A 26352-nucleotide genomic window follows, 5' to 3' on the forward strand; every position below is an offset into this window, starting at 1 on the left:
AAGCCACCTGCGGTGCAGCACGGCCAATCTGCTGACATTTCGCTGTTGCGAAGATGCAACGCCAAATTTCTGCCTCATTCGCGCCGGGGAATGACCCAAGTTCAGGTTCGCTTCAGCCGTATTTCGACACGACATTTGGAACCGACGAACGCCAGATCCGTTTCACCCCCCGGACGGGTTGATGGGCGATCGTAAGAACAAGCCTGTGTCCTGTGGCTTAAGGAGTAAACAACAATGCAAGCCAATCTCAAATTCGCACGGCCGCTGGCCGTAGCGCTCGGGCTCTTCGCCCTCGGTGGAACTGCCTATGCCGCCGATGTGGTCCAGGAAGAGCCGCCGGCGCCTGCCCCGGTCGCCGAACTGCCCGTCGCGTCCTGGGCCGGCCCCTATGCCGGTCTTAATCTTGGCTATGGCTTCAGCGGCCGTACCAAGGAAAAGGATTTCGACGTTGAAACCGATACCAAGGGCTTCATCGGCAGCGTCTTCGGCGGCTATCAGTGGCAGCAGGAGAACTTCGTCTACGGCGGTGAAGCCGAACTCGGCTACAACGGCGTCAAGGGCGACGATAATGGCATCGATTCCAAGGCCGGCTTCGAAGGCTCGCTGCGTGCCCGTCTCGGCTACGCTGTGACCCCGGAAATCCTGCTCTACGGCACCGGTGGTCTCGCCGGCAGGAGCCTGAAGGTGGAGGACAGCGTCCTCGGCGCCAGCGACCGCGCCACCATGATCGGCTGGACCGCCGGTCTTGGTACCGACATCAAGCTGACCGACAATGTGTTCGGCCGCGTCGAATACCGCTACACCGACTTCGGCAGCAAGGACTTCGATGGCATTGGCAAGGTCAAGGCCACCGACAACCGCGTCACCTTCGGCGTCGGTATGAAGTTCTAAGTCGTTCAAGCCACGACACGAAGAAGCCGGGCCTCGCGCCCGGCTTTTTTATTGTCGGCCGCTCACGCGGGAACGCAGGGTTTCAGGTCCGGGAATTTCTCATCGAAGCGCGCGGCCCAGCGGACCAGCCGGTTGCGGCCTTTTTCCCATTTCCCGGCGAAACGCAGCGCCAGGTAGCCAAGGCAGGCGCGCAGCGCCATCTGGCCGGCGGTGATCTTCTTCGGCAGTTTCGGCGGATTGGCGTTGAGTAGATCGAGCGCGGCGGTGATCTTCGCCCACTGGCGATCGAGCCAGGGCTGGTAGACCATCTCCTCGGGCCGCGTGCGGCGCTCATAAACCATCGACAGCGCACAGTCGCAGATGCCGTCCGCCAACGCTTCCAGCACTTCCGCTTCCAGCCGCTTGTCGGGATTGCGCGGAAACAGCGCGCTCTTCGACATCCGGTTGAGCTGCTGGGTGATGGCTCGGCTGTCGTGGATCGAGCGGCCGTCGTCGAGCACCAGCACGGGGATCTTGCCCAGCGGATTGGCGCCGATCAGTTCGGCCGGCTTGTCTTCGGTCTTGACAGGCGCCAGGTCGACCGCGATGCCGGCATAAAGGGCCGCCATTCGTACCTTGGAACTATAGGGGGACGTGGAGGCGTAAAGCAGCTTCGGCATGATCGGGTTCCTGTTGGCAGCCCGTCACTGTTGACCGGGCGCCCTTCCCCGCGCAACAGCCAGAAGCGGAAAAAACCAGCCGCCAGCAGCCGGCGACCACTCCTGCATGCCTTGGTCTCTTGTACGCCTTGATCAGGATGCGCCACATGGTGACGGCGGCAAACTCCGACAGGCCGACAAGACCAACGATCGTCCCGTCGCCGCGTGATGGCGCGGGCAACAAAAGCCCACCGGACTTCGCCCTGCGGCGAAGTCCTGGGAGCTGCGAAAGATATCTGGCGTCCGCCCCTCTCGTTGCGCCCCAATGCCAGAGCAGAGGGCGAGGCCTCAACGGCACCTGCCCTCATTTCTGCCGACACGGTCCCCGGCGCGAAGAAACGTGACTACTTCTTCGCGGCCTTCGCCGGCGCTGCTTTCTTGGCGGCTGGCGCCGCCTTCTTCACCGGTGCCGAAGACTTCGCCGCGGCAGCCTTGGCCGGAGCCTTGGCAGGGGCTGCCTTCTTTGCAGCGGGCTTGGCCGCGGCCTTGGCAGCCGGCTTCCTGGCCGGAGCGGCTTTCTTTGCCGGAGCGGCCTTCTTGGCCGGTGCAGCCTTCTTTGCGGATGCGGCGCTGGCCTTGGCGGGCGCTGCCTTCTTCGCCGCCGGTTTCGCGGCGGCCTTGGCTGCCGGCTTCTTGGCCGGTGCCGCCTTTGCCTTCGGCGCTGCCGCCTTCGGCTTGGCAGCGGGTGCTGCTTTCTTGACCGCGGTCGCGGCTTTCGCCGCCGCCGCTTTTACAGGTGCTTTCTTTGCCGGTGCCTTGGATGCCGGCGCTTTTGATGACTGCTTAGCCATGCGATGCCCCTTGCGTTATGCCGACGACCGTTAATGGCCCGGCGTGTCATGCTTATCTGACTCGCGCCTCGCTAGCCAGCGAAGCAATGATATGATTTTCTCAGCTTAAATTTTCGTTGCGATCGACACATGATCACACTCATCATCGCAAAAATATGGCGTTATCTTCCGATATCGCCAGCAATTTGGCATCGACATTCTCGATGCGCTGCGTGGGCGCGCCTGCCATGAAGCTGCAAAGATCAGCAAGCAGCTTCGCGCATTGATCTTCGGCCGCCAATATCATGAGCTGCGGCTTATAGAGAATGATCATCTTTTGCAGGCGACCGGTCCCTTCGGATTACAAGTGCAATGCGATGCGCCGATCTGGAGATCACCTTGTCAAGCCTGGCTTCATCACTGAATTGACAGATTACTCTGTATGCCAGAGGGTGACAGCTCAAGGTCCGCAGCATTGGAGCCATTGATGAGTGCCGACGACATCATCCATCAGGGTACACGGCTCAGGATCATGGCCGCCCTGAACACGCTGGAAAGACGCGAGGCGCTGGAGTTCACGCAACTGAAAGCCATGATCGAAACCACCGACGGAAATCTCGGCGCGCATCTCGATACGCTGGCCAAAGCGGGCTACGTCGATGTTGAAAAGCTTTTCGTCGGGCGGCGGCCGCGGACACGGATCAAAGCAACGACGATCGGGCGCCGCGCTTTTCGCGGTCACGTTGCCTTTCTTCGAAAGATCATCGGTGAAGCCGAGGCGACGCGAGGCAGGAAATAGCACTGCGATTGGCAAACATTGTCGGCGCGTGCCGCGCGGCACATATTTTCGTCAGGGCCGATACCCCGAGTCGCAGAAAAGGCCCGCGGCTTGAGCCGCAGGCTCTAACGAAATCGAGACTGGAAACCGCCCGCTACCGCAGGATGCGGCAGCGGCCGTTGTAGACCATCCAGCGGTCGAAGCCCGAGACGCAGAATTCGACATTGTCGCCGATCGAGGCAAAGCCCTGGCCTTCCTCGATCAGGTACCAGATGGCGCGGCCGCGGCCATCTGACAGGGCGACCGTGGCGCCGCAATAGCGCCGGCCGATCGGCCATTCCTCGCTGGCCGGCAAGTAGCGGTGCTGGTGGATGCGGTGGAAATCGGTGATCGCGACATCCGGCAGGTGCGGGACGTGCCGCACCTGATAGGAGAAGCGGCTGGTGATCTTGTTCAGCACCCAGGCTTCGCCGCAAATGCCGCTGTCCTCGTCAGAATAGACGGCAAGATCGGCGGCTTGCGCCGCCTGGGTGAAGCCAAGCGATGTGCCAAATGGCGTGCAGAGCGAGATCAGGGCGGCAAGGGCGGAGCGGGCGAAGCGAGTCATGGCAGCCTCTCAAGGTCGATTGCGCGCACTGTGCGGGATTCGCCGGGCGGCGGTCAAGCGATTGCATTGACAATGGTTTCCAGGGCGTGGCCGTCGGCCATCAGCCGGGGCGCGCCGCCAGCAGCAGCCCGCCGATAACGGCGATGTTGACCAGGAAGGCGGACCTCAGCGCCTGCCTTTCCGGCCCGTGATGGCGCCAGAAGGGCAGGACGAGCAGGTTCGCCGCCACCGTGAACAGGATGAGCGCGCCGGCGGCATAGGGCACCGCGGCGCCGATGGCGAGGCAGAAGCCGGCCACCAATTCCAGCGGAGCGGAGCCGGGCCGGCCGCAGACCCGCTTTAACTGTTTGTCTTGGCGCATCTGTAAGGACGCCGCTCGCAGCCTGCATCCCGCTGCTACTCCCCTGCCAGCCAGTTCAGCGTCCAGTGCGCCGGCTTTTCCAAGACCAGCAATTTGTGCAGGGCCGGCAGGAGAATGCGCAATTCACCTTCCAGCGTGAAAGGCGGGTTGGCCACGACCAGGCCGCTGCCGTCGAGGCTGGGCTCTTGCGACGCGGGCCGGATTTCGAATTCGATGTCGAGCAATTTCGGAACGCCGGTTTCCTTCAGCGCCTTGCGGAAGCCAATCACCGCCTTGCGGTCCTTGATCGGATACCACAGCGCATAGATGCCGCCCGGCCAGCGCTTGTGCGCCTTCGCCAGCCCGTCGACGAGGCGGCCGAACTCGCCCTCTTCCTCGAATGGCGGATCGATCAGCACCAGTCCGCGCTTTTCCTTCGGCGGCAGGTGTGCGCCGAGCGCCAGCCAGCCGTCGAGTTCGATCACCCTTGCCTGGAAATCGCCGGCGAATTCCGTCTTCAGCTTCGCGACATCCTTCGGGTGCAGCTCGATCGCCGATAGCCGGTCCTGCTTACGCAGAAGGTGCCGCGCGACCAGCGGCGAGCCCGGATATTTTTTCAATGGACCGTCTGCGTTGCACGCACGCACCGCGTCGAGATAGGGCGCGAGCAGCATTGCGGCCTGGGCTTCGGGCGCGGCATCGACCAGCCGGCCGATGCCGCCTTGCCATTCGCCGGTCTTCTGCGCCTCGGGCGAGGACAGATCGTAGCGGCCGATGCCTGCATGAGTGTCGATGACGCGGAACGCCTTGTCCTTCTGCTTCAGATATTCAAGCAGCCGCGTCAGCACGACGTGCTTGAGGACGTCGGCAAAATTTCCGGCGTGATAGGCGTGGCGATAGTTCATGTGGAACCCCTGCCCCAACGTGGCGGCGGTGGCTGTGAATTCGGATTTTGCGGCCGGCCGCCGGCAGAACGCAAGGACAGCAGGAAGCCGATCAAGCCGATCGCCATCAGCGCGAAGCCAACCGGTCGCGCACGGCTGTCGGTCTCGCCCACACCGGAGCGCAAGACAAGATCGACCGCGCGTATCGGGATGTCGTCGGCGTCGCCGGGACCGACGGTGAAGACATAGGGGCCGGGGCCGACGGTCCGGATCACGCCAGCCTCATCGCGGAAGATCTTGTCGGGCAGTTGCGGGCTCGCCTGACGCGGATTGTCGGAATGATTGAACTGAAGCGTCGAGGCAAGCACCGTGCGGCCGCCGGAGGCGGCTGTCAGCGTCAGCACCGTGCGCTGCTGCGAAACGATGCGCTCGGCCCTCGCGGTCAAGTCGACCAGCACCCTGACCGGCGCATCGCGCGCGGCAAGCGGCACTGTGACCTGCCTGAAGCGGCCACCCTCATAGACCCGCCAGCTGCCGATCTTGTGACCGGAGAAATTGGTCATCGCCCATGGATAGATGGCGCCGACGCCGATGCCGGCGAGCAGGATCAACAGGAACAGAAAGCGCATTCAGGGAATCACCTTGTAATCGGACGTTGCCGGACAATTAGCCTCCATTGGCGCTGTCGCGCAGGCGCTCCATTTCGTCCAATAGCATGTCGAGGCCGAGTTCGAATGTCTTGTCGAAACCGCCAGTGCCGAAATAGGTCCCGGCCGCCATGACACTGGGGAAATCCTTGGCCAGTTGCTCGTCGTCGACGGTGGTCACCGCCGACGGGCCCTTGGCGTAGCCCGCGGTCTCGTCGAGGATCGCGCCCATGAGATAATAGCTGGCGGTGCGAAACAGCCTGGCGCTGAGTTCCGGGCCGAAACCGCCAGCCTCGAACAGGCCGATGACGCCGTTCAGCATCGCAAGGCAAGGCGGCGAATTCATCCGGTAGACGACAAGGAATGGCGCAAAGGCCGGGTGCTCCCTCGCAACACGGCGAAACTCATGCATGACCATCCGAATCCTGTCGCGCCACGGCATGCTGTCGTCGGGGATAACCATCCCGCTGACCTGGCGATCGACCAACGCCTCATAGAGGTGCGCTTGCGAGGGGAAGTGATGATAAATGCTCATCGCCTCGCAGCCGAGCACGGCGGCGAGCTTGCGCATCGAAAAACCGGAAAGGCCCTCCTTCTCGATCACCTCGAAAGCGGCATTCTCGATCATCTCGCGGGACAGCCGTCCGCGTGCTCGCTTTTTTTTGATCGATGAGTCCATGGCCGCGCTTGACAACTTACAGCGTAAGGTTCATTTTTCACTTCACCTTACACAGTAAGGCTAACAAAGACCAGAGGAGGAAAACATGTCACACCATCGCATTGCCAAATTCGTGCATTCTTCCCTCCATCGTGCGTTGGCTCTAACCGCCGTGGCCTGCGTCCTCGCCGCGGCCCCTGCCTATGCCGACGACTACGATGCAACCATAAAGGACATCCAGTCGACCATGGGCGGCGTGCCGAGCTTTGTGAAGCAACTTCCCAAAGCCGGTCTGCCCGGCGCCTGGGCCGAGGTCAAGGCCATCGAACTCAGCGACAAGACGGCGCTGCCGCCAAAGGTAAAGTCATTGATCTCGCTGGCAGTGGCGGCGCAGATCCCGTGCAACTACTGCATCTGGTCGGACACGCAAAACGCCAAGCGCGCCGGCGCTACCGATGAGGAAATCCAGGAGGCGGTGGCGATGGCGGCGCTGACCCGCCATTGGAGCACCATCTTCAATGGCATGCAGGTCGATTTCGACACGTTCAAGAAGGAAATGGGCGGGCAGTGAAACGACACCCGCGGTGGTCCGCGCCTGCGGGCCACCGCAGAACTGCCCTCATCCGACAGCCATCATCTTCGCCTTCGATTGTCATCCAGCGGGAAATGCCGCATTGAAAGTGCAATCGCAAAGCATGGACGAGGCCGCAAATGGCGCCGGTCAAGGTCGACCCCGACAAGGTGCACGAATTCGAGGACGCCGAGAGCTTTTATACCTGGCTCGGTGAACATCATGACAGGGAAACCGAGGTCTGGATCAAAATCCACAAGACCGGCTCGGGACTGAAGTCGATCTCGGCAAAGGAGGCGATCGAGGTCGTGCTGTGCTGGGGCTGGATCGACGCGGTGCGCAAGGGGCTCGACGACAAGAGCTTCCTGCAGCGTTACACGCCGAGGACGAAGAAAAGCATCTGGAGCCAGATCAACATCGACAATGTCGCCCGGCTGATCGACGACGGCCGGATGACGCGGCATGGGCTCGCCGAGGTCGAAGCCGCCAAGGCCGATGGCCGCTGGGCGCGTGCCTATGCCAGCGGCAAGGACATGAAAATTCCCGATGACCTGCAGGCCGCGATCGATGCCGAGCCAGAGGCTCGGCAAATGCTCGAAAAACTCAGCGCGCAGAACCGCTTCGCGCTCGCCTTCCGTATCCACAACATGAAGACCGAAGCCGGGCGCAGGAAGAAGATCGAGACTTTTGTCGAGATGCTCAAACGCGGCGAGACGATCCATCCGCAGGGGAAGAAATAAGGCTGCTCATGTACGAGCGACAGGTTTCTTCCGGCTCGATGATCGCGACCCCACATACCAGCAGGGTAGCGATCAGCCACCGGTGACGTCCCTTAGGCTTTGCGCTCCCAGCGGCGGTCGGGCGTCTGCTGCCAATACGTCACCGCGTGGCCGGCGTCTTTCATCGTCTTCCAGTGCCCGCGGGCGGCCTCGACCTGGGCCGCATCGTGGCCGTCGAACAGGAACACGGCGCGCTCGTAGCCGCCAAGGTCCGGCGGCGCAGCGCCGTCCACCAGGAAGCGTATCTGCGCCGCGTTCGGGTTGCCTTCGCCGGTGGTCAAAAGGATCGGCTGTTCAGCGGGATGGGCTTCGCGATCAGTGGCGTGCGCGAGGAAGGAATCGTCACGGAACGTCCACAGATGCTGGTCGAGCGCGTCGCGCCGCTCCTCGGTGCCTGTCTGCACCACGGCGCGCCAGCCGCGATCGACGCTGCGCTCAAGTAGGCCGGGCAGCGCATCCTCCAGCGTCGATTCGGTCAGGTGATAAAACAGCACGTCGGCCATGGGTCCCGATCAGCTCTCGTAGTGATCGCGCACGAGCCGGTCGAGCAGCCGCACGCCAAAGCCGGAACCCCAGGACTGGTTGATTTCGTTCGACAGCGCCCCCATGGCAGTGCCTGCGATGTCGAGATGCGCCCAGGGCGTGTCCTTGACGAAGCGCTGCAAGAACTGCGCGGCGATGATGGCGCCGCCATAGCGGCCGCCGATGTTCTTCATGTCTGCATTCTTGGAATCGATCAGCTTGTCATATTCGGGACCGAGCGGCATGCGCCACAGCCGCTCCTGCGTCGACTGCCCGGCTGTCGCCAGGCGTTCCGCCAGTTCGTCATTGTTGGAGAACAGGCCGGCATAGTGCTGGCCGAGCGCGACCATGATCGCGCCGGTCAACGTCGCCAGGTTGACCATGAACTTCGGCTGGAAGCGGTCATTGCAGTACCAGAGCGCGTCGGCCAGCACCAGGCGCCCCTCCGCATCGGTGTTGAGCACCTCGATGGTCTGGCCCGACATCGAGGTAACGATGTCGCCGGGACGCTGCGCATGGCCGTCGACGGCGTTTTCCACCAGCCCGATGATGCCGACGACATTGGCCTTCGCCTTGCGGGCGGCGAGCGCATGCATCAGTCCGGTCACCGCCGCGGCGCCGCCCATGTCGCCCTTCATGTCCTCCATGCCGGATGCCGGTTTCATCGAATTGCCGCCGGTGTCGAAGGTGACGCCCTTGCCGATGAACGCGACGGGGCTGTCCTTGGCCTTGCCGCCGTTCCACTGCATGACGGCCATGCGGGCGCCGCGCGGCGAGCCCTGCGCGACTCCGAGCAGCGACCCCATGCCGAGTTTCTTCATTTCCTTCTCGGCCAGGATCTCGACCTTGACGCCGAGGGCCTCCAGTTCCTTGGCGCGGGCGGCAAACTCGACAGGTCCCAGGACGTTCGCCGGCTCGTTGACGAGGTCACGCGCCAAAAGCACGCCGTCGATCACCGCCTCGGTCTCGGCGAAGGCCTTCTTCGCGCCCGCCGGATCGGCGGTGTGGATGGTTATCTTGGCCGGCTTTTTCGGCTCGGCCTTGTCGCCTTGGCCATCGTCCTTGTCTTTCCTGGTCTTGTACTTGTCGAAGGAATAGCTGCGCAGAAGAATACCCGCGGCAAGGCTGGCCGCCTGCGCACCGCTTGACGAGGCGCCGACCACGTCGAGCACCACCGCCACGTCCGTCGCCTTGCGTAGCGACCCCGCGATGGTGCCTCCAAGCTTCGTCCAGGCGTATTCGTCGAGCCCCGACACCTTGCCGGCGCCGATCGCGACCAGCCTGTCGAGCGAGCTTGCCTGTGGCGTCAGCACTTCCACCACGCTGGCGAACTTGGCCGTGAATTCGGCCACAGGGAAGGCCCGTTCCAGCGTCTTGCCGGGATCATACGCCGCGGCGGTTTCGCTCAGGCCGCCATCATCCGCCGCCAGCACGAAGACCGTCCCCCTTCTGTTCGCGGCGGTCTGCGGCGCGGCGAATTTTGCGAAGGCGATCGAGGGTCTCTGGTTCATCATGTCCTGCTTTCGGGGAATGCGCGGCTCGCGCGAAGCGGTTGGAAGCGATCCGCGACATTTGGTCGTTTTCCGGCATTTGGCAAGACTTTGCCAAACGGGCTCCCCATATGGCACATGAATCGACGGCGATTCGTCGCGGCACGGCTCCGCTTTTTGGCCGCAACCTGTTGTTAACCATCGATGTTCGCCCTTTCTTATCCAATCCCGCCGACACTCCGGCCCAACGTGGCGCGCGATGTGGGACGGGAACCGGATCGTCTGCCTGACAGAGCCCGACGCAGCCAGTTGTGCGGGCGTCGCCGGACGGCTACCCTTATCCGGTGGCATGATGCCGTTCGAGAAAATTGAGAAAAGCCTTCATGAAGGTCGTTGAACGCTACATCATGCGCCGCGCTTTCGTGGTCTTTATTGCAGCGCTGGCCTGGACGCTGGCCATTGTCTGGACGACGCAGGTGCTGGCCAAGATCGACCTCGTCACCGACAGCGGCCAGTCGGCGCTGACCTTCTTCGAGGTTGCGGCCCTCATTCTTCCCTCGATCATTCCGATCGTGGTGCCCTTCGCGCTCGTGGTGGCGGTTGCCCAGACGCTCAGCGTCATGAATTCGGATTCGGAGCTTGCCGTCGTCAACGCAGCGGGCGCCTCGCGCTGGACCATTGTGCGGCCGATCATGATTCTCGCGGCCGCGGCCAGCGTCTTTTCCTTCGCCGTCGACAACGGCATCGACCCCTATGCGCGCCAGAAGAACCGGATGCTGGTGGCGGAGTCACGCGCGGATCTTCTGTCGCTGATCATCCAGGAGGGCACATTCCGCAAGATCGATGACGGGCTGTTCCTGCAGATAGGCGAGCGGCTTCCCGACAACCGGCTGGGCGGCATCTTCGTCGCGGATTCGCGCGAGGAAGGCGTCAACCTCGTCTACTATGCCAAGACCGGCAGCATCATCGAACGCGGCGGCGAAAAGGTGCTGATGATGAATGACGGCGTCATCCATCGAAAGACACTGACCGGCGACCTCTCGGTCATCCGCTTCACCTCCTATGCCTTCGACATGTCGGCCTTCATGGCGGCAGCGTCGGAGGTGACGCTGATGCCAAAAGACCAGACGACCCAGTACCTGCTCAACCCGAGTGCCAATGACAAGGTCTACCAGCAGCGCCCGAACGAATACCGGGCGGAGGTCGACCAGCGGTTCTCGGAATGGCTCTATTCCATGGTTTTCGCCCTGATCGCACTCGCGGTCGCCGGAGACGCACGCTCGCATCGCGAGGCGCGCGTCAATCCGCTGATCACGGCCATCGCGATATCGCTGTTCGTGCGCTGGCTGGGCTTTTTCGCCGCCAGCAAGGCCGATGAGGTTCCGCAATATGCGTATATGGTCTACGGCGTGCCCATCGTGTCGTCGGCGGTGGCAATCTGGTTCATCGCATCCAACCGGACGATGGAACTGCCAGTGGTCTGGGCAGATTGGCTGACGAATCTCGCCAGCCGGATGGCTGAAGCCTGGAATGCCGTCAAGCTGCGCCTGTCCAGGCGCAGCGCCTCGGGCCAGGGGGTCAGCTGATGGGCTGGACGCTGGGACGCTACTTCTTCTTCCGCTATGTCACGATCACCGTGTGGTTCTTCATCGGCCTGCTTGCGCTGGTGTTCCTGATCGATTTCACCGAGCTTTCCGGCCGCACGACCGGCCTGCCCGGCTTCACCTATGGAACGGCGCTGGCCATTTCCGGACTCAGGATGCCGATGATCATGCTGCAGACCGTGCCGTTTGTCGGTCTCTTCTCGGCGATGGCGACGCTGGTCTCGCTCAACCGCAGGTATGAACTGGTCATAGCGCGCTCAGCCGGCGTTTCGGCCTGGCAGTTCCTTCTGCCGTGCTGCATCGGAGCGCTGTTGTTCGGCGTCCTGTCGGTCGGTCTCATCAACCCGCTCGCAGCGCACGCCTTTTCCTGGTCCGAACAGATCGAAACCCAGTTGCGCTCGGGCAAGTCGAATACGGTGTCGGCCGACGCCGCGCCCTGGATCCGGCAGAAAACCAGCTCCGGAGACACCATCATCGGAGCGCGCGCCATCCTCAATCAGGGCCTGGAGATGGCTGACGCTGTCTTTTTCATCCTCGACCCGCAAGGCGATATCGTCGAGCGCAAGGATGCCGCGCGCGCCTACCTGCGGGACGGCTACTGGGAATTGCAGGACGTCAAGACCTTCAGGAACGGCACCATCCAGCCTGCGGCAAACGATCGCGTGCCGACCAATCTGAAGCCCGAATTCGTGCAGGAGCGGCTGGCGCGCCCGGAGACCATTCCATTCTACGATCTGCCGGGAAAAATCGAGGTTGCCCGTTCTTTCGGTCTCAAGGCAAATGCCTTTGCCATGCAGTTCGATTCGCTGGTGGCGTTGCCGTTCCTGCTCGTCGCCATGACGCTGATTGCGGCAACAGTTTCAATGCGATTTGCGAGGATGGGGCAATCGGCAACGATGATTCTGGGTGGCGTCGTTGCCGGGTTTCTGCTTTATGTCGTTTCGGTGCTGGTGAAGGCATTCGGCGTGGCGGGGTTCGTGCCGACTGTCGTAGCTGCCTGGGTGCCGGTCGTGGTAGCTATGTTCTTCGGGGTGACTTTCCTGCTATACAAGGAAGACGGCTAGTGAGGGAGGCCTTTTTGCCCAGTAACAGGCAGGCCGGTTTGGCGCGCCTTTATGCGGCGACCGCCTTGGCATGCCTGTTTGCATGCGCGGTTCCGCTGCCTGCGATCGCGCAGGATGTCGGCGACATGGCGACCAAGGTGCCGTCCGGCTCGCAGATGCTGCTGGCGGCCGATACGCTGGTCTATAACAACGACAATCAGACCGTGACCGCCGTCGGCGGCGTGCAGATCGACTATGGCGGCAACCGACTTGTCGCGCAGAAGGTCGAGTACAACCGCAACACCAAGCGCATGGTCGCAAGCGGCAATGTCGAGGTGATCAATAGCGACGGCACCAAGATCAATTCGGATCATATCGACATCACCGACGACTTCGCCGACGGTTTCGTCAACGCGCTCCGCGTCGAAACCATCGACAAGGCCTATTTCGCCGCCGAAAGCGCCGAACGCATGGGCGGCGTGCTGACCACCTTCCACAATGGCGTCTACACTGCCTGCGAACCGTGCGAGGACAAGCCCGACAAGGCGCCGACCTGGCGTGTGAAGGCCAGGAAGATCATCTGGAACGGCGAGAAGAAGACGGTCCGCTTCGAGAACGCGAATTTCGAATTCTTCGGCTTCCCGCTCGCCTACCTGCCGGCGTTCGAGATCGCCGACCCGACGGTGAAGCGCAAGAGCGGCTTCCTGATCCCCGGCATCATCTTCAAAAGCGATCTGGGCGTGGGAGTGAAGGTCCCCTATTATTTCGCGCTCTCGCCGACCTACGACCTGACCGTCACCGGCACCGGCTTTACCAAGCAGGGCTTTCTCGGTGAGGCCGAGTGGCGCCAGCGCTTCAACAATGGCGAATACAGCCTGAAGATCGCGGGGATTCAGCAACGAGACCCCGACGCCTTCATCGACGCCGCCGGCCGCAATATCGATTCGGGCAAGGCCGGCGATCCCAACAAATTCCGCGGCATGATGGGCACACAAGGCCAGTTCGCCATCAATTCGCGCTGGAATTTCGGCTGGGACGTGCTGCTGCAGACCGACAAGAACTTCTCGAATACCTACGCCATCGACAAATACAACGGGTACGTTCACCAGTCGTCGGTTTACCTGACGGGGCTCGACGGCCGTAATTATTTCGACCTGCGCGCCATGCATTTCGAGGTCCAGGAAAACACGCTCGACAGCAGCATCGCTGCGCGAAGCGGCCAGCAGCCCTGGGTGCTGCCCTCGCTCGACTATGCCTACATTCCGGATACATCGGTCGCAGGCGGCCAGCTGTCGTTCAACGTCAATTCGCGCGTCATCCGCCGCGATGACCTCGACGAGACCTATTTCACCCCCTACTTCCCCCCTTCAGGCACCCAACGTGTGCGCGGCATCGAGGGCGAATCCGGCCGGCTCACCGCCCAAGCCGAGTGGAAGCGGTCATTTGTCACCGATGACGGGTTGGTGCTGACACCCTTGCTGGCGCTGCAGGGCGACGTGGACTATGTCAACGCGTCATCAGCTTCACTCGCAGCCGTCAACCAGATGGCGACGAATTTGGGCGAGCAGGACGATATGCGCTCGTCTTTCGCCCGCTATATGGCAACCGCCGGACTCGAGATGAGCTGGCCGCTGCTGTTTTCGATGGCCAGCGGCTCCAGTCATGTGTTCGAGCCGATGGCGCAGGTCTTCCTGCGCCCGAACGAACAATATGTCGGCGGCCTTGCCGTCCCGAACGAAGATGCGCAGAGCATGGTTTTCGACGCGAGCACCTTGTTCGAGCGCGACAAGTTCTCCGGCTATGACCGCATCGAAGGCGGCTCGCGCGCCAATGTGGGCCTGCGCTATTCCGGTTCCTACATCAACGGCTGGGGCACCAACGCCATCTTCGGCCAGTCCTACCAGATCGGCGGCGAGAACTCCTTCGACGCGCCGGACCTGGTCAATGTCGGCGCCTATTCGGGCCTCGAAAACACCAAGTCGGACTATGTCGGCCTGTTTGGCGTCAGCAGCCCGAACGGGTTCGCCGCCTCGGTCAGCGGCCGTTTCGACGAGCAGAGCTTCGAGGTTCGCCGCGCCGAGGTAAAGGCCGCCTATTCCGGCCTGCCGGTGTCGCTGAGCGCCAAATACGCCTTCATCCAGGCTCAGCCGCTCTATGGTTTCACCACCGACCGCCACGAGGTCACGCTCGGCGCGTCCACGCATCTTGCCGAGAACTGGCGCGTGTTCGGGACGGGAACCTATGACCTCGAGGAAAGCCTGCTGGTCAAGGACGGGGTCGGTTTCGCCTACAATGATTCCTGCTTCACCTATCTGATGACGTACTCGCAGTCGCGCGACCTGAACACCAGGGAGGTGACGCAGAGCATCGGCTTCAACCTGTCGTTCCGCACCCTCGGCGATTTCGGATCGTCGAGCAGCGCCTTCGATACCACCCAGTAGCCCGCGACATCGTTTCGCCGCATAGGGCTGGCAGGGACTTCACAAACCCCGAAGAAGGATGAAGTTGGGCGGGACCGGGATAGAATTGGGATGTTTGCGATGAGGAAATACCTCTTTTCAGCAGGGTTGGCGCTTCTTGTGGTGGCGACATCCGTGTCGATGACCGTCATCACGCCGCCGGCTTTCGCCAGCGAGATCAAGTACGTCGTCAACGACATACCGATCACCAGCGGCGACATCGCGCATCGCGCCGCCTTCCTCAAGCTGCAGCGCAAGAAGGGCGACGCCGGCCAGGAAATGATCGATCAGACCTTGCGCATGGCCGAAGCCAGACGGCTTGGGATTCACATCAGCGACGCGCAGGTCGAGGCCGCGTACCAGCGCTTTGCCTCGAGCAACAAGATGCAGCTCAGCCAGCTCGACGGCGTCATGGAAAAGTCCGGCGTCAGCAAGGGCCATTTCAAGGAGTTCATCCGCGCCCAGATGGCCTGGAATCAGGCCTTGAGCGCGCGGTACCGTTCCGGCGAGGGCGGCAGCGTGACCGAGCAGGACGCGGTCAGGCGCATGCTCGACAAGGGCGGCTCCAAGCCGAGCGCCACTGAATACATGCTCCAGCAGGTCATCTTCGTCGTGCCGGCGGCCGAACGCAGCGCGACGCTGGGCAAGCGCAAGCGCGAAGCCGACGCCATGCGTGCCCGCTTCAATGGCTGCAACACGACGCGGCAGTTCGCCAAGGGCTTGATCGACGTCACGGTTCGCGATCTCGGCCGGGTGCTGGCGCCGCAACTGCCGCCGGACTGGGCCGAGCAGATCAAGGCCACCAAGGTTGGCGGCGCCACGCCTACCCGCCAAACGGAGCGCGGTGTCGAGTTCATCGGCATCTGTTCGTCGCGCGAGGTGTCGGACGACAAGGTCGCCCAGATGGTGTTCCAGAGCGAAGGCTCCAACGACAAGGCAGCCGACGATCTCAGCAAGAAATATGTCGACGAGCTGAAGGCAAAAGCCCGCATCGTCAAGCGCTGAGGTGGACAGGGCGATGCGCGCGCTGGCGTTGAGCGTCGGCGATCCTTCCGGCATCGGGCCGGAAATCGCGATTGCCGCGTTTCTGGCGCGTACCGCCGCGGCCCTTCCGCCCTTCTATCTCCTCGCCGATCCCGCGCTGATCGCCTCGCGGGCGCGCCGCCTCGGCGTTTCGCTGCCTATCGAGGAAACGACGCCAGCGCAGGCAAGCGAGGTCTTTGGCCACGCACTGCCGGTCGTTGCGCTGGCTGCCCGCTTCATCGACAGCCCCGGCCAGCCGGACCCGGCCAATGCGGCGGGCATCATCGAAGCGATCGATCGGGCGGTGGCCGCCAGCCTCGCCGGCGACGCCGCGGCCGTCGTCACCTGCCCGATCGCCAAGAAGCCGCTCTACGACGCCGGCTTCCGCTTTCCTGGCCACACCGAATATCTGGCGTATCTGGCGGCGCGCCACAGCGGCGTGGAAGCGATGCCGGTGATGATGCTGGCAGGCCCCGACCTGCGCACCGTTCCCGTCACCATTCACATCGCGCTGGCCGAAGTGCCGAAGGCGCTGACCACCGACCTGATCCTCGCCACGACGCGGGTCACCGCCGCCGACCTCAGGGACCGCTTTGGCATCGCCAACCCACGGCTCGCCATCGCCGGCCTCAACCCGCATGCGGGCGAGGATGGCTCCATGGGCCAGGAGGACCAGCGCATCATCAGACCGGCGATCGAGATCCTGCGAGCCGAAGGCATCGACGCGTTCGGGCCGTTGCCCGCGGATACCTTGTTCCATGCCCGGGCCCGGGCCGGCTACGACGTGGCGCTGTGCATGTATCACGACCAGGCGCTGATACCGGCCAAGGCGCTGGCCTTCGACGAGGCGGTCAACGTCACGCTCGGCCTGCCCTTCATCCGCACCTCGCCCGACCACGGCACCGCCTTCGATATCGCCGGCAAGGGCATTGCCCGGCCCGACAGCCTGATGGCGGCGCTGCGGCTTGCACGGCAGCTGGCCGACACCGACGCCAAATTTGTCACGCAATGAGGCTCAACTCATGAGCATGGATGGGCTGCCGCCGCTGCGCGAGGTCATCGAGCGCCACGGTTTGCAGGCAAAGAAGGCACTGGGCCAGAATTTTCTGTTCGACCTCAACCTGACTGGCAAGATAGCGCGCGCCGCCGGCAGCCTGGCGGAGACGACGGTGATCGAGGTCGGCCCGGGCCCTGGCGGGTTGACAAGGGCCCTGCTTTTCACCGGCGCGCGCAAGGTCGTCGCCATCGAGCGCGACGAACGCTGCCTGGCGGCCCTCGCCGAGATATCGGCCCATTATCCCGGCCGGCTGGAGGTCGTTTCCGGCGACGCTCTGAAGATCGACTTCCCGACGCTTGCCGCGACCGCCGGTGATGGCGGTCCGGTCAGGATCGTGGCCAACCTGCCCTACAATATCGGCACGGAACTGCTGGTCCGCTGGCTGACCGTCGCGGACTGGCCTCCCTTCTATGCCTCGATGACCCTGATGTTCCAGCGCGAGGTGGCCGAGCGGATCGTCGCCGCGCCTGGCAGCGAGGCCTATGGCAGGCTCGGCGTGCTGGCGGGGTGGCGCACGCAGGCCAGGATAGCGTTCGACGTGCCACCCCAGGCGTTCACACCGCCGCCCAAGGTGACCTCCTCCGTCGTGCATCTCGAGCCGCGCGCGAAACCGCTATACGCCGACGTGAAAAAACTCGGTCGCGTCACGGAAGCCGCCTTCGGCCAGCGCCGAAAGATGCTGCGGCAGAGCGTTAAGAGCCTCGGCGGCGAAGCCCTGCTCGAACGCGCCGGGATCGACCCGACCCGGCGCGCCGAGACGCTCGATGTCGAGGAGTTCGTGCGGCTGACCAATGCGGTGTAGCACCGCCGGCCGTGGAGGGCGGCGCAATCCGATCCTTGTCGGGCGCACGCTTCGAACTACACGCCCAACACCGCCTTAACGCGCTCGCGCGTGTAGGGCAGGTCATAGATGCGTTTTCCCGCCGCATGGCGGAAGGCGTTGGCGATCGCGCCGGCTGTCGGGCCCTGCGCTGCTTCCGCGACGCCGAGATAGGGCGTGCCGGGATTGTCGACGACATGCACTTCCACGCTGTTCGGAACGGCGCTGAAGCGCAGGATCGGATAGGCCGACCAATCCGCGCTCAGGATGCGGGTGTCGTCGAAATGGACGGCCTCGTAAAGCGTCCAGCTCAGCGACTGCAAGATACCGCCTTCGGTCTGGTTGATGATCGAATCTGGCGCCACCGCTTCGCCGCAGTCGACCGCCGAGACCACATGCGAGATGGCGATGGCGCCGCTGTCGCGATCGACCTCCGCTTCAAGCGCGACTGCGAGATAGGCGGCGTGATTCTTGTACTTGGCGAAAGCGAACCCCCGACCGCGGCCCTCCGGCATAGGATCATTGCTCCAGCCGAATTTTTGCGCCGCAACCTCGATCACCTTCCTGGCGCGCGGATCCGTCATGTGCCTCAACCGGTATTCCACCGGGTCGGCGCCGGTCGCGAGGGCCAGCTCGTCCATGAAGCTTTCGATCGAGAAGACGTTGCAGTAGGCGCCGAGGCCGCGCAGCGACGAGACGCGCACCGGCATGTCGGCGACGAAATGCCAGTTCACCCGCTGGTTCGGCACGTCGTAGAGCGGGATGGCATTGCGGTCGCCATTGCCGAGCGGCGAGATCTGCAGCTTGGCCGGATCGGGCGGGAAATTTTTCGCCATCAGCCGGCCGGCGATCAGCGAACCTGCGGTTCCCGGCCGGGTGCCGTGACTGTTGCTCCACAGGTCATAGTGCCAGTTGACGATCTTGCCGCTGGCGTCCAGCGTTGCGCTGGCGCGCGTCAGCATGCCAGGGCCATAAGGCTCCCACAAATGCTCCTGATCGCGCATCCACTGCACGCGCACCGGCGTGCCGGGTAGCGCCTGTGCGATCAGCGCGGCGTCGGCCGCCGCGTCGTCGGCGCCATTGTGGCCGTAGCAGCCTGATCCCTCGGTGTGGATGCAGCGCACCTTTTCCGGTCCGACGCCGAGCATCTCGGCGATCGCCTTGCGGTCTGGATAAACGCCTTGAGTGTGCGTCCACACCGTGATGAGACCCTTGTCCGACAGGGCAACGGCAGCCGAGGGGCCGATCGACCCGTGCATCTGGTAGGCGCGGGTGAACTGCGCCTGCAGCGTCTTTGCGCCGGCTGCCGTGTCCGCGCCGACCGAGGTCACGGTGCCGACCTCGGCGACCGAGCGTTCGAGGAAGGCGGGGATATTGTCCTGGTCCGGCAAGGCCGGCTGCTCCTGCCACTTCGCCTTGGCGGCCATGGCGCGCATGGCCTGGACCGCCTGGAATTCCTGCCTGGCCACCACCGCCAGGAAGTCGCCGTCGCGGATCACCGCCAGCACGCCCGGCATCGTCTTGATGGCGGCCTCGTCGACGCTGACGAGCTTGGCCGAATAGCTTGGTGGGCGAACGACGCGGGCATGCACCATGCCGGGAAGCCGCATGTCCTGAACATAGGCCTCGCCGCCCGTTACCTTTGCCGGAATATCGACGCGGGCAAACGGCTTGCCGATCGCGTGATAGCTGTCCGGCGATTTCAGCGCTGTGTCGGCCGATGCGTCCACATGCAGCAAATCCGCCACCACCAGTTCGCCATAGCCCACGGACTTCCCATCCGGCCCGGTGATCCTGCCGCTTGCCGCCTTGAGCTGGTCGGCCAGAACGCCGAGCTTCTCGCTGGCCTTGGCGACCAGGATCTGGCGCACCTGCGCCGAGGCGTAGCGTATGGCGGTGCCGCTGTTCTGGATCGTCTGGCTGCCGGCGGTATAGCCCTCGTTCGGCGTCAGCGCGGTGTCGGCGGTGATGAGCTTGATGGAAGCCGGCTCGACCTCCAGTTCTTCGGCGGCGATCTGGCGTAGCGACGTCCTGGTGCCTTGACCGAGTTCGGCCTTGCCAGTGAAGACGGTGATCGAACCGTCGGCATCCAACCTGATCCAGGCGTCGAGCGAGGGCGTATCGGCAAGGCTGCCCGGCAGTTTCTTGGCCGGCGCCGGCGTCGCGGGCGTCTGCGCCGTGGGCGCGGCCTCCTGAGCCTGCACGGGAATGGTGAAGGACACGACCAGCGCGCCGGTCCCGGCGAGAAAGCCGCGTCGTGTCAGGTCGGGAAAGGTTGGCGCGTTCATCATGCCCTCCCCGCGGCCGCGGCCGGCGCCAGGCCGGCCGATTTCGATTTCATCAGGTCGCGCGCGCGGCTCACTGCCCGCAGGATGCGCATATGCGTGCCACAGCGGCAGAGGTTAGGTTCCAGCGCCTGCCTGATATCGGCGTCACCGGCATCGGGTTTGGCCTCGAGCAGCGCCTGCGCCCGCATCATCATGCCGGCGATGCAATAGCCGCATTGCGCCGCCTGCTCCTCGATGAACGCTTTCTGCATCGGACCCGGGTTCTCGATCGTGCCCAAGCCCTCGACGGTCTTGACCTCGCGGCCCTCCACCAGCATCGCTGGCGTCAGGCAGGAGAAGACGGGCTTGCCGTCGACCATCACCGTGCAGGCGCCGCATTGGCCAAGGCCGCAGCCGAACTTGGCGCCGTTCAGCTTCAAATCGTTGCGCAGCACGTAAAGCAGCGGCGTCGCGGGATCGACGTCGACGTGGTGGGAGATGCCGTTGACGTTGAGATTGATCATCTGTCCTTCGCTCCTACATTGTCCGGGCCGCGCTCGATGCCGTCCGAGGGCCGGACGCTGACTTGGTATTTTCCGCTCCTGGTGTCGGCGACCCTGGCGGCCGCATCCTGCCAGGCCGGCTTGCCGGCAAAGGCATCGCGCAGGTAGGCCAGCAGGTTATTCACCTGGTCGTCCTTCAGCGTCGCTGCGAATCCCGGCATGATGGCGCTCGGGCGCCCACTCGCCGCCGGCAGGCCAAACAGCACCGTGTTGATGACGTTCTGCGGATCTGGCGCGTTGACCGCGCTCGACAGATGGAAATTGATACCGCCGAAAGGCGGCGGACGGCTGCCGTCGTGGCAGGTGGCGCATGCCGCCTGGTAGATGACGGCTCCACGCGCCGCCGGCGTATCGGCGGATGTCGGCGCCACGCCGGCGGTCGACGCCGGGTCGGCCGCGGCGCGGCCGCGGATGGCCCGCGCGGCGGCCGTCCGTTCGGCGGATGGTTCGCCCATGAGCGACATGACGTAAGTGGCCATGGCGTCGATGTCGGCATCGGGAAGCCGGCCGAGATTGCCCGTCACTTCGCCCATCGGGCCATTGGCGACGCCGTGGTCGGCATGCCAGCCTTGCCTGAGATAGGCAAACAGGCTGTCATGCGTCCACGGTATCGGCGCCGGTGAAGTGCCCTCGAGCGCAAAGGCCGTCCAGCCTTCGGCCTCGCCGCCGGCCATGTGCGACCCCTTCTCTTCCGCGCCGAACCGATTACGCGGCGTGTGGCAGGCGCCGCAATGACCGAGCCCATCGACCAGATAGGCGCCGCGGTTCCACTGCGTGCTTTGCGACGCATCGTTTTGATAGGCGCCCCTGTCGAAGAACAGCAGCTTCCAGCCGGCCAGCACCAGGCGCATATCGAGCGGGAAAGGCAACTCGTTCGGAGGCGGCGGGTTGTTCACCGGCTGGCGCGTCATCAGATAGGCGTAGAGCGCGCGGTTGTCCTCATCGGAGACACGCGTGAAATGATCGAATGGGAAGGCCGGGTAGAGATGCCTGCCCTCGCGGTCGACGCCTTCGCGCATGGCGCGGTTGAAGGCTGCCTGCGACCAGCGGCCTATGCCGGTCTGTGGATCTGGCGTGATGTTGGTCGAATAGATGGTGCCGAACGGCGTCGGCACGGCGAGCCCGCCGGCATAGGACTTTTCACCGGGCCTGGTGTGGCAGGAGGTGCAATTGCCGACCGAGGCCAGCACAGCGCCTTTCTCGATCAACGCCGGGTCGAACGACGATCGTTGAGGCGGCTCGACAGGATCGATTGCCGGCTTCCAGGCATAGGCGAAAAATCCGGCGCCGCAGACAATGACGATTGCAAGAACGCCCAGCCAGAAGCGTTTCAAGATCTGCTCTCCCTCATGGCGGTACGCTGAAACGCTGCCGCCCCGGCCGTTACCGGCGCCGCGCACGCGTTCGTGCGGGAGAAACTAGGGGCGTTGCCCTCTTCGTCAATTGTCTGATTTATGGCGCCGAAAAGCGCATCTTGCAGGACAGGCGCGGCCTGCCCGGGCACATCGTTTGGTGCTGCCGGCCTTCGGCTTGTCCGCCGGCCCATCTTCGTGGGCAAAGCAAAGTGCTAGCTCGTCTTCTCGTCCAAAAGTCCCGAGACGAAATCGAACAAGCCGGGCCGACGATCGCGCCGCAGCCGCTCGGCGACAACGATGCCGCGCACTTCGGCGAAGGCGCGATCGAGATCATCGTTGACGATGACGAAATCATACTCCTTCCAGTGCTCGATCTCGTTGCGCGCGTTCTTCAGCCGCGTCTCGATCACCGCTTCCTGGTCCTCGGCGCGGCGCTTCAGCCTTGCCTTCAACTCCTTCATCGACGGCGGCAGGATGAAGATCGAGACAATGTCGGCGCGCATCTTTTCCTTGAGCTGCTGGGCACCTTGCCAATCGATGTCGAACAGCATGTCGCGCCCTTGAGCCAGCGCAAGTTCCGCCGGCTCGCGCGGTGTCGCGTAGCAATTGCCATGCACCTCCGCCCATTCGAGCAGGGCGTCGGAATCGCGCAGCCGCTCGAACTCGCGCATGGTGCGGAAATGATAGTGAACGCCTTCGATCTCCGAGCCGCGGCGAGGCCTGGTGGTGACGGAGACCGACAATTCGAGGCTGGAATCGCTTTCCAGAAGGTTGCGCGCAATCGTCGACTTGCCCGCGCCCGACGGCGACGACAGCACGAGCATCAGGCCCCGGCGGCGAATGCGGGACCCTAAATCCCTGGCGACCATCGGCTACTCCAGATTCTGGACCTGTTCACGGAACTGATCGACCACGGCCTTCAGTTCCAGTCCAATGGCGGTGACCGCGGCAGCGTTCGACTTTGAGCACAGCGTATTCGATTCGCGGTTAAATTCCTGTGCCAGAAAATCGAGCTTGCGTCCGATGGCGCCGCCGCCGGAAAGCATTGCACGACCGGACGTCACATGCGTCTTCAAGCGGTCGATCTCCTCGCGAATATCGGCCTTGGTGGCGAGGAAGGCGGCTTCCTGGTGCAAGCGGCCGACATCGAGGTTGGCCGAAGCATCCATCAAGAGCCGCACCTGTTCGGCGAGGCGCTCGCGGATGGCCGCCGGTTCGCGCGACGGATCCGCTTCAGCGCCCAGCGTCAGCGCCTCGATGGCGTCGATGTGGCCCAGCAGAAGCGTGCGAAGTGCCGCGCCCTCACCCTGGCGGGACCGCTCCAGCCCCTCCAGCGCCACATCGAGGGCCGCCATGACGGCGTTGTCGAGCGCCGTGCGCACATCCTCGGTTTCGGTGGTCTCGGGAATATCGAGCACGCCGCGCAGCGACAACAATCCGTCGGCGGTCGCAGGAGCAACACCAAATTGTTCCTCGATCCGCTTGGCGAGCCCGGCCAGGTCCTTGAGGAAGGCCTCGTTGACAACGGACTGGGACTGCATTCCGACGGCGCGCGTGATGGTCAGCGTCGCCTGAAAATTGCCGCGCGCGAAACGTTTCTGAAGCGTCTGCCTGATGGCCGGCTCCAGCCGCTCGAAGCCCTGCGGCAGCCGCAGCCGCACCTCGACGCTCTTGCCGTTGACGGATTTGACCTCCCAGGCAATCGAGGTGCCGTCATGCTCGGCGACAGCACGCGCAAACCCGGTCATGCTCTGCAAATTCATCGTGCCTGCATACCCCCTGGCGCGTATTACGGATACTGCGTGATCCGGCCTCGCGCACCTTCAGAAAGCCGAATGCCCGCCTGCCAATCGGCTTACGAGGCGCCCCGATAAATCCAAACGCTCCTGCCTTCAACTAGCGTGGACGAGCTGGAAAAACCGTGCGCCGCTACTGGGCCGCCCCCGCGTCGCCGTCAATGGGCGCGTCGGTCTGCCCCTCCACCTTGGCATCAGCCTTGGCCGCGTCGTCGACCTGCTTCTTCTGCTGGGCTCGATAGCGCGCGACGTTTTCATTGTGCTCGTTAAGCGTGGCGGCGAAGACGTGTCCGCCAGTGCCGTCGGCAACGAAATAGAGGTCGTCGGTCTTTGATGGATTGGCTACCGCCTCCAGCGCCGCGCGGCCGGGATTGGCGATCGGCGTCGGCGGCAGGCCATTGATCACATAGGTGTTGTAGGGCGTCGGCTTCTGGATGTCCGACTGATAGATCGGCCGGTCGGCGGGTTTGCCCTTGCCGCCGAACAGGCCGTAGATGATGGTCGGATCGGATTGCAGGCGCATGCCCTTGGCCAGCCGGTTCAGGAAGACCGCGGCGACGCGCGAGCGCTCATCGCCCTTGCCTGTTTCCTTCTCGACTATCGAGGCCAGCGTGACGAACTCGTCAATGCTGGCGAGCGGCAGGTCGGCGGCGCGCCGCTGCCAGACCTCCTCGACCAGCTTCTTCTGGTCGGCCAGCAGCTTGTCGATCATCTGCTGGCGCGTGGCGCCGCGCGTGAAGCGCAGCGTATCGGTGGCGAGACTGCCCTCTGGAGGCACGGTGGCCGGCATGTCGCCGCTCAGGGCGGGCTCGCCTGCGATGCGCGCCAGCGCCTGCTCGACTGTCAGACCTTCGGGAATGGTCAGCGAGTACATGACCGACTTGCCGCTCTTCAGCAATTCCATGATGTCGCGCATGGACGCCCGGGGCTTGATCTCGTATTCGCCGGCCTTCAGCGCCGAATCATTGCCGAAGGCCCTAACGCCAAGACGGAATATGCGGGCGTCGCTGATCAGGCCGCGCCGCTCGAGCTGGTCGGCGATATCCTGGACGCCGGTGTTCGGCTTGACCAGGAAGGTGTCGCCATTGGCCGATGGGCCGGGCTCGGTGAATTCCTGCTTGCCGAAGTAAAGCGCGATACCCGCCGCCAGAACCATCAGCATCACCAAGGAGATGACGAAGTTCATGAACACGACGACCTGACTGCGCGAAGCACGCGAGCGCTTCGGCGGCGGCGTGCCGGCCTCCGGCCGCAAGGCTTCGGCGGCTGTCTTCGGTACGATCGGTCCCGATGTCGCCTGCCCTTGCCCGAACTCTCCGTTTCCGGCCGGATTTGTGTTCATTTCGCCCTACCGTTTGATCTCTCAACGAATCCCCTGCGGCAGAGTAGGGGCGAATATGGCAAAATTGACGACACGCCGAAGCGCCGTCCGGCAGGCGGACGGTCAGCCATTGTAGCGCTGGAAGACCAGTGAAGCGTTGGTGCCGCCGAAGCCGAAGGAATTGGACAACGCCACGTCGATCTGGCGGGCACGCGGCTTGTTCGGCACCAGGTCGATCGCGGTCTCACGCTCCGGATTGTCAAGGTTGATGGTCGCCGGCGCGATGTTGTCGCGGATGGCGAGGATCGAAAAGATCGCTTCGGCAGCCCCTGCCGCGCCGAGGAGATGGCCGATCGACGACTTGGTCGACGACATCGAAATCTTCGATGCGGCATTGCCGACCAGCCGCTCGACAGCGCCGAGCTCGATCGTGTCGGCCATGGTCGAAGTGCCGTGCGCGTTGATGTAATCGACATCGGCGGGCGTCAGCTTTGCCCGGTTCAACGCCGCCGTCATGCAACGGAATGCGCCGTCGCCATCTTCAGCCGGTGCGGTGATGTGATAGGCGTCGCCGGTCAGGCCGTAGCCGGTCACTTCCGCATAGATCTTCGCGCCGCGCGCCTTGGCATGCTCGAGTTCCTCAAGCACGACGACGCCGGCGCCCTCGCCCATGACGAAGCCGTCGCGATCGCGGTCATAGGGCCGCGAAGCCGTTTGCGGCGCGTCGTTGCGCTCGGTCGACAGCGCACGGCAGGCAGCGAAGCCAGCGATCGACAGTCGCGTCACCGGCGCTTCCGCGCCGCCGGCGACCATGACGTCGGCATCGCCCCAGATGATCAGCCGGGCAGCATCGCCGATTGCATGCGCGCCGGTCGAGCAAGCGGTGACGACGGCATGGTTGGGACCTTTCAGCCCATGCCGGATCGAAACCTGGCCGGAGACGAGATTGATGATCTGGCCGGGGATGAAGAAGGGGCTGATGCGGCGCGGGCCGCGCTCCTTCAGGATCATCGCGTTCTCGGCGATGCCTTCGATGCCGCCAATGCCCGAACCGATCAGAACGCCGGTGGCGCACTGCTCGGCATGGGTCTTCGGCTGCCAGCCGGAATCCTTCAGCGCCTCGTCGGCGGCTGCGATCCCGTACAGGATGAAGTCGCCGATCTTGCGCAGTTCCTTCGGCTCGAGCACCGCCTCGGGATTGAAGGTGGCGTTGCTGCCGTCACCACGCGGAACGACATGGGCGATCTTGCAGGCAAGATCCTCCACCTCGAACTCGGTGACGCGCTTGGCGGCGCTGCGGCCGGTCAGAAGTTCCTTCCAGCTGTGCTCGAAGCCCATGCCGAACGGCGACAGCAACCCAAGGCCCGTGACGACGACACGCCTCATCGCAGGTCCTCCCCGGTGATGAC

The 26352-nt window shown here is 63.8% G+C and carries 27 protein-coding genes; 10 read left to right on the forward strand and 17 right to left on the reverse strand.

Annotated elements, in window-relative coordinates:
• Nucleotides 1-234 precede the first annotated feature (234 nt).
• Nucleotides 235-891, forward strand: coding sequence for an outer membrane protein (locus FJ946_RS01490; protein WP_140494406.1), 657 nt, complete (start codon nucleotides 235-237; stop codon nucleotides 889-891).
• Nucleotides 892-953: 62 nt separating this feature from the next.
• On the opposite strand, the gene FJ946_RS01495 is transcribed toward FJ946_RS01490, so the two are convergent.
• The 3 genes from FJ946_RS01495 to FJ946_RS30655 form a co-directional block, all read right to left on the reverse strand.
• The gene (locus FJ946_RS01495) at nucleotides 954-1550 is read right to left on the reverse strand and encodes a glutathione S-transferase family protein (protein WP_140494408.1); all 597 of its coding nucleotides are present in this window, start codon (nucleotides 1548-1550) and stop codon (nucleotides 954-956) included.
• A 383-nt stretch (nucleotides 1551-1933) separates the two neighbouring features.
• Complete coding sequence (locus tag FJ946_RS01500) at nucleotides 1934-2380, reverse strand: histone (protein WP_140520634.1); 447 nt, start codon at nucleotides 2378-2380, stop codon at nucleotides 1934-1936.
• A gap of 142 nt (nucleotides 2381-2522) precedes the next feature.
• Nucleotides 2523-2693: a hypothetical protein gene (locus FJ946_RS30655; protein WP_181167559.1), complete on the reverse strand. Its 171-nt coding sequence runs from the start codon at nucleotides 2691-2693 to the stop codon at nucleotides 2523-2525.
• Nucleotides 2694-2846: 153 nt separating this feature from the next.
• On the opposite strand from FJ946_RS30655, the gene FJ946_RS01505 reads away from it, so the two are divergent.
• The gene (locus FJ946_RS01505) at nucleotides 2847-3158 is read left to right on the forward strand and encodes a transcriptional regulator (protein ID WP_140494412.1); all 312 of its coding nucleotides are present in this window, start codon (nucleotides 2847-2849) and stop codon (nucleotides 3156-3158) included.
• Nucleotides 3159-3291: 133 nt separating this feature from the next.
• Here the strand turns inward: FJ946_RS01505 and FJ946_RS01510 are convergent, their stop codons facing one another.
• The 5 genes from FJ946_RS01510 to FJ946_RS01530 form a co-directional block, all read right to left on the reverse strand.
• Nucleotides 3292-3744 carry a hypothetical protein gene (locus FJ946_RS01510; protein WP_140732016.1) on the reverse strand — a complete coding sequence of 151 codons (453 nt, stop codon included), beginning with the start codon at nucleotides 3742-3744 and terminating at the stop codon, nucleotides 3292-3294.
• A 100-nt stretch (nucleotides 3745-3844) separates the two neighbouring features.
• Nucleotides 3845-4105: a DoxX family protein gene (locus FJ946_RS01515; protein ID WP_181165134.1), complete on the reverse strand. Its 261-nt coding sequence runs from the start codon at nucleotides 4103-4105 to the stop codon at nucleotides 3845-3847.
• A gap of 35 nt (nucleotides 4106-4140) precedes the next feature.
• On the reverse strand, nucleotides 4141-4989 hold the full coding sequence (locus tag FJ946_RS01520; RefSeq protein WP_140565067.1) for a 23S rRNA (adenine(2030)-N(6))-methyltransferase RlmJ: 849 nt from the start codon (nucleotides 4987-4989) through the stop codon (nucleotides 4141-4143).
• Nucleotides 4986-5597: a hypothetical protein gene (locus FJ946_RS01525; protein WP_140565065.1), complete on the reverse strand. Its 612-nt coding sequence runs from the start codon at nucleotides 5595-5597 to the stop codon at nucleotides 4986-4988. The genes FJ946_RS01520 and FJ946_RS01525 overlap by 4 nt, the downstream gene beginning before the upstream one ends.
• A gap of 37 nt (nucleotides 5598-5634) precedes the next feature.
• Nucleotides 5635-6294, reverse strand: coding sequence for a TetR/AcrR family transcriptional regulator (locus FJ946_RS01530; RefSeq protein ID WP_140565063.1), 660 nt, complete (start codon nucleotides 6292-6294; stop codon nucleotides 5635-5637).
• An 85-nt stretch (nucleotides 6295-6379) separates the two neighbouring features.
• On the opposite strand from FJ946_RS01530, the gene FJ946_RS01535 reads away from it, so the two are divergent.
• Both FJ946_RS01535 and FJ946_RS01540 read left to right on the forward strand, forming a co-directional pair.
• Nucleotides 6380-6844 carry a carboxymuconolactone decarboxylase family protein gene (locus tag FJ946_RS01535; RefSeq protein ID WP_140565061.1) on the forward strand — a complete coding sequence of 155 codons (465 nt, stop codon included), beginning with the start codon at nucleotides 6380-6382 and terminating at the stop codon, nucleotides 6842-6844.
• A gap of 140 nt (nucleotides 6845-6984) precedes the next feature.
• On the forward strand, nucleotides 6985-7584 hold the full coding sequence (locus tag FJ946_RS01540) for a YdeI/OmpD-associated family protein (protein ID WP_140520638.1): 600 nt from the start codon (nucleotides 6985-6987) through the stop codon (nucleotides 7582-7584).
• 92 nt (nucleotides 7585-7676) lie between these two features.
• On the opposite strand, the gene FJ946_RS01545 is transcribed toward FJ946_RS01540, so the two are convergent.
• Entirely contained in the window at nucleotides 7677-8126 is a 450-nt protein-coding gene (locus FJ946_RS01545) for a DNA polymerase III subunit chi (RefSeq protein WP_140494426.1), read from the reverse strand.
• 9 nt (nucleotides 8127-8135) lie between these two features.
• Nucleotides 8136-9656 (reverse strand): leucyl aminopeptidase, encoded by a 1521-nt coding sequence (locus FJ946_RS01550; RefSeq protein ID WP_140520639.1) that lies wholly within the window; start codon nucleotides 9654-9656, stop codon nucleotides 8136-8138.
• Nucleotides 9657-10018: 362 nt separating this feature from the next.
• Between FJ946_RS01550 and lptF the strand changes: the two genes are divergently transcribed.
• The 6 genes from lptF (at nucleotide 10019) to rsmA (ending at nucleotide 17623) form a co-directional block, all read left to right on the forward strand.
• Nucleotides 10019-11221: an LPS export ABC transporter permease LptF gene (gene lptF / locus FJ946_RS01555; protein WP_140520640.1), complete on the forward strand. Its 1203-nt coding sequence runs from the start codon at nucleotides 10019-10021 to the stop codon at nucleotides 11219-11221.
• Entirely contained in the window at nucleotides 11218-12303 is a 1086-nt protein-coding gene (gene lptG, locus FJ946_RS01560; RefSeq protein WP_181165175.1) for an LPS export ABC transporter permease LptG, read from the forward strand. The genes lptF and lptG overlap by 4 nt, the downstream gene beginning before the upstream one ends.
• Nucleotides 12303-14723 (forward strand): LPS-assembly protein LptD, encoded by a 2421-nt coding sequence (locus FJ946_RS01565; RefSeq protein ID WP_181165135.1) that lies wholly within the window; start codon nucleotides 12303-12305, stop codon nucleotides 14721-14723. The genes lptG and FJ946_RS01565 overlap by 1 nt, the downstream gene beginning before the upstream one ends.
• Before the next feature lie 90 nt (nucleotides 14724-14813).
• Nucleotides 14814-15746 carry a peptidylprolyl isomerase gene (locus FJ946_RS01570; RefSeq protein ID WP_181165136.1) on the forward strand — a complete coding sequence of 311 codons (933 nt, stop codon included), beginning with the start codon at nucleotides 14814-14816 and terminating at the stop codon, nucleotides 15744-15746.
• A 13-nt stretch (nucleotides 15747-15759) separates the two neighbouring features.
• Nucleotides 15760-16776, forward strand: a complete 1017-nt coding sequence (pdxA, locus tag FJ946_RS01575; protein ID WP_181167558.1) for a 4-hydroxythreonine-4-phosphate dehydrogenase PdxA — start codon at nucleotides 15760-15762, stop codon at nucleotides 16774-16776.
• A 10-nt stretch (nucleotides 16777-16786) separates the two neighbouring features.
• Complete coding sequence (rsmA, locus tag FJ946_RS01580; protein WP_140565058.1) at nucleotides 16787-17623, forward strand: 16S rRNA (adenine(1518)-N(6)/adenine(1519)-N(6))-dimethyltransferase RsmA; 837 nt, start codon at nucleotides 16787-16789, stop codon at nucleotides 17621-17623.
• A gap of 56 nt (nucleotides 17624-17679) precedes the next feature.
• Here rsmA and FJ946_RS01585 read toward each other — a convergent pair whose 3' ends face one another.
• From FJ946_RS01585 to fabF, 7 genes are all read right to left on the reverse strand, one after another.
• Nucleotides 17680-19929, reverse strand: coding sequence for a molybdopterin cofactor-binding domain-containing protein (locus tag FJ946_RS01585; protein WP_140565056.1), 2250 nt, complete (start codon nucleotides 19927-19929; stop codon nucleotides 17680-17682).
• Nucleotides 19929-20432: a (2Fe-2S)-binding protein gene (locus tag FJ946_RS01590; protein ID WP_140520646.1), complete on the reverse strand. Its 504-nt coding sequence runs from the start codon at nucleotides 20430-20432 to the stop codon at nucleotides 19929-19931. The genes FJ946_RS01585 and FJ946_RS01590 overlap by 1 nt, the downstream gene beginning before the upstream one ends.
• The gene (locus FJ946_RS01595; RefSeq protein WP_140565054.1) at nucleotides 20429-21805 is read right to left on the reverse strand and encodes a c-type cytochrome; all 1377 of its coding nucleotides are present in this window, start codon (nucleotides 21803-21805) and stop codon (nucleotides 20429-20431) included. The genes FJ946_RS01590 and FJ946_RS01595 overlap by 4 nt, the downstream gene beginning before the upstream one ends.
• A gap of 233 nt (nucleotides 21806-22038) precedes the next feature.
• The gene (gene gmk / locus FJ946_RS01600; RefSeq protein WP_140494448.1) at nucleotides 22039-22695 is read right to left on the reverse strand and encodes a guanylate kinase; all 657 of its coding nucleotides are present in this window, start codon (nucleotides 22693-22695) and stop codon (nucleotides 22039-22041) included.
• Between the two features lie 3 nt (nucleotides 22696-22698).
• Nucleotides 22699-23589: a YicC/YloC family endoribonuclease gene (locus FJ946_RS01605; RefSeq protein WP_140565053.1), complete on the reverse strand. Its 891-nt coding sequence runs from the start codon at nucleotides 23587-23589 to the stop codon at nucleotides 22699-22701.
• A gap of 166 nt (nucleotides 23590-23755) precedes the next feature.
• Nucleotides 23756-24964, reverse strand: coding sequence for an endolytic transglycosylase MltG (gene mltG, locus FJ946_RS01610; RefSeq protein ID WP_140494453.1), 1209 nt, complete (start codon nucleotides 24962-24964; stop codon nucleotides 23756-23758).
• Between the two features lie 102 nt (nucleotides 24965-25066).
• Nucleotides 25067-26329, reverse strand: coding sequence for a beta-ketoacyl-ACP synthase II (gene fabF / locus FJ946_RS01615; RefSeq protein ID WP_140565051.1), 1263 nt, complete (start codon nucleotides 26327-26329; stop codon nucleotides 25067-25069).
• Nucleotides 26330-26352 lie beyond the last annotated feature (23 nt).

The sequence above is a fragment of the Mesorhizobium sp. B2-4-7 genome (assembly GCF_006442685.1).
In the GTDB taxonomy this organism is placed as follows: domain Bacteria; phylum Pseudomonadota; class Alphaproteobacteria; order Rhizobiales; family Rhizobiaceae; genus Mesorhizobium.

What these genes read in the sequence shown, in the direction of transcription:
- FJ946_RS01515 (WP_181165134.1), bottom strand. Translation starts at nt 4,105, where the DNA reads ATGCGCCAAGACAAACAGTTAAAGCGGGTCTGCGGCCGGCCCGGCTCC.
- pdxA (WP_181167558.1), top strand. Translation starts at nt 15,760, where the DNA reads ATGCGCGCGCTGGCGTTGAGCGTCGGCGATCCTTCCGGCATCGGGCCG.
- FJ946_RS01500 (WP_140520634.1), bottom strand. Translation starts at nt 2,380, where the DNA reads ATGGCTAAGCAGTCATCAAAAGCGCCGGCATCCAAGGCACCGGCAAAG.
- FJ946_RS01490 (WP_140494406.1), top strand. Translation starts at nt 235, where the DNA reads ATGCAAGCCAATCTCAAATTCGCACGGCCGCTGGCCGTAGCGCTCGGG.
- FJ946_RS01510 (WP_140732016.1), bottom strand. Translation starts at nt 3,744, where the DNA reads ATGACTCGCTTCGCCCGCTCCGCCCTTGCCGCCCTGATCTCGCTCTGC.
- FJ946_RS01570 (WP_181165136.1), top strand. Translation starts at nt 14,814, where the DNA reads ATGTTTGCGATGAGGAAATACCTCTTTTCAGCAGGGTTGGCGCTTCTT.
- FJ946_RS30655 (WP_181167559.1), bottom strand. Translation starts at nt 2,693, where the DNA reads ATGATCATTCTCTATAAGCCGCAGCTCATGATATTGGCGGCCGAAGAT.
- fabF (WP_140565051.1), bottom strand. Translation starts at nt 26,329, where the DNA reads ATGAGGCGTGTCGTCGTCACGGGCCTTGGGTTGCTGTCGCCGTTCGGC.
- FJ946_RS01605 (WP_140565053.1), bottom strand. Translation starts at nt 23,589, where the DNA reads ATGAATTTGCAGAGCATGACCGGGTTTGCGCGTGCTGTCGCCGAGCAT.
- FJ946_RS01535 (WP_140565061.1), top strand. Translation starts at nt 6,380, where the DNA reads ATGTCACACCATCGCATTGCCAAATTCGTGCATTCTTCCCTCCATCGT.
- FJ946_RS01545 (WP_140494426.1), bottom strand. Translation starts at nt 8,126, where the DNA reads ATGGCCGACGTGCTGTTTTATCACCTGACCGAATCGACGCTGGAGGAT.
- mltG (WP_140494453.1), bottom strand. Translation starts at nt 24,964, where the DNA reads ATGAACACAAATCCGGCCGGAAACGGAGAGTTCGGGCAAGGGCAGGCG.
- FJ946_RS01550 (WP_140520639.1), bottom strand. Translation starts at nt 9,656, where the DNA reads ATGAACCAGAGACCCTCGATCGCCTTCGCAAAATTCGCCGCGCCGCAG.
- FJ946_RS01585 (WP_140565056.1), bottom strand. Translation starts at nt 19,929, where the DNA reads ATGAACGCGCCAACCTTTCCCGACCTGACACGACGCGGCTTTCTCGCC.
- FJ946_RS01540 (WP_140520638.1), top strand. Translation starts at nt 6,985, where the DNA reads ATGGCGCCGGTCAAGGTCGACCCCGACAAGGTGCACGAATTCGAGGAC.
- lptF (WP_140520640.1), top strand. Translation starts at nt 10,019, where the DNA reads ATGAAGGTCGTTGAACGCTACATCATGCGCCGCGCTTTCGTGGTCTTT.
- FJ946_RS01520 (WP_140565067.1), bottom strand. Translation starts at nt 4,989, where the DNA reads ATGAACTATCGCCACGCCTATCACGCCGGAAATTTTGCCGACGTCCTC.
- FJ946_RS01530 (WP_140565063.1), bottom strand. Translation starts at nt 6,294, where the DNA reads ATGGACTCATCGATCAAAAAAAAGCGAGCACGCGGACGGCTGTCCCGC.
- gmk (WP_140494448.1), bottom strand. Translation starts at nt 22,695, where the DNA reads ATGGTCGCCAGGGATTTAGGGTCCCGCATTCGCCGCCGGGGCCTGATG.
- FJ946_RS01590 (WP_140520646.1), bottom strand. Translation starts at nt 20,432, where the DNA reads ATGATCAATCTCAACGTCAACGGCATCTCCCACCACGTCGACGTCGAT.
- rsmA (WP_140565058.1), top strand. Translation starts at nt 16,787, where the DNA reads ATGAGCATGGATGGGCTGCCGCCGCTGCGCGAGGTCATCGAGCGCCAC.
- FJ946_RS01495 (WP_140494408.1), bottom strand. Translation starts at nt 1,550, where the DNA reads ATGCCGAAGCTGCTTTACGCCTCCACGTCCCCCTATAGTTCCAAGGTA.
- FJ946_RS01525 (WP_140565065.1), bottom strand. Translation starts at nt 5,597, where the DNA reads ATGCGCTTTCTGTTCCTGTTGATCCTGCTCGCCGGCATCGGCGTCGGC.
- FJ946_RS01505 (WP_140494412.1), top strand. Translation starts at nt 2,847, where the DNA reads ATGAGTGCCGACGACATCATCCATCAGGGTACACGGCTCAGGATCATG.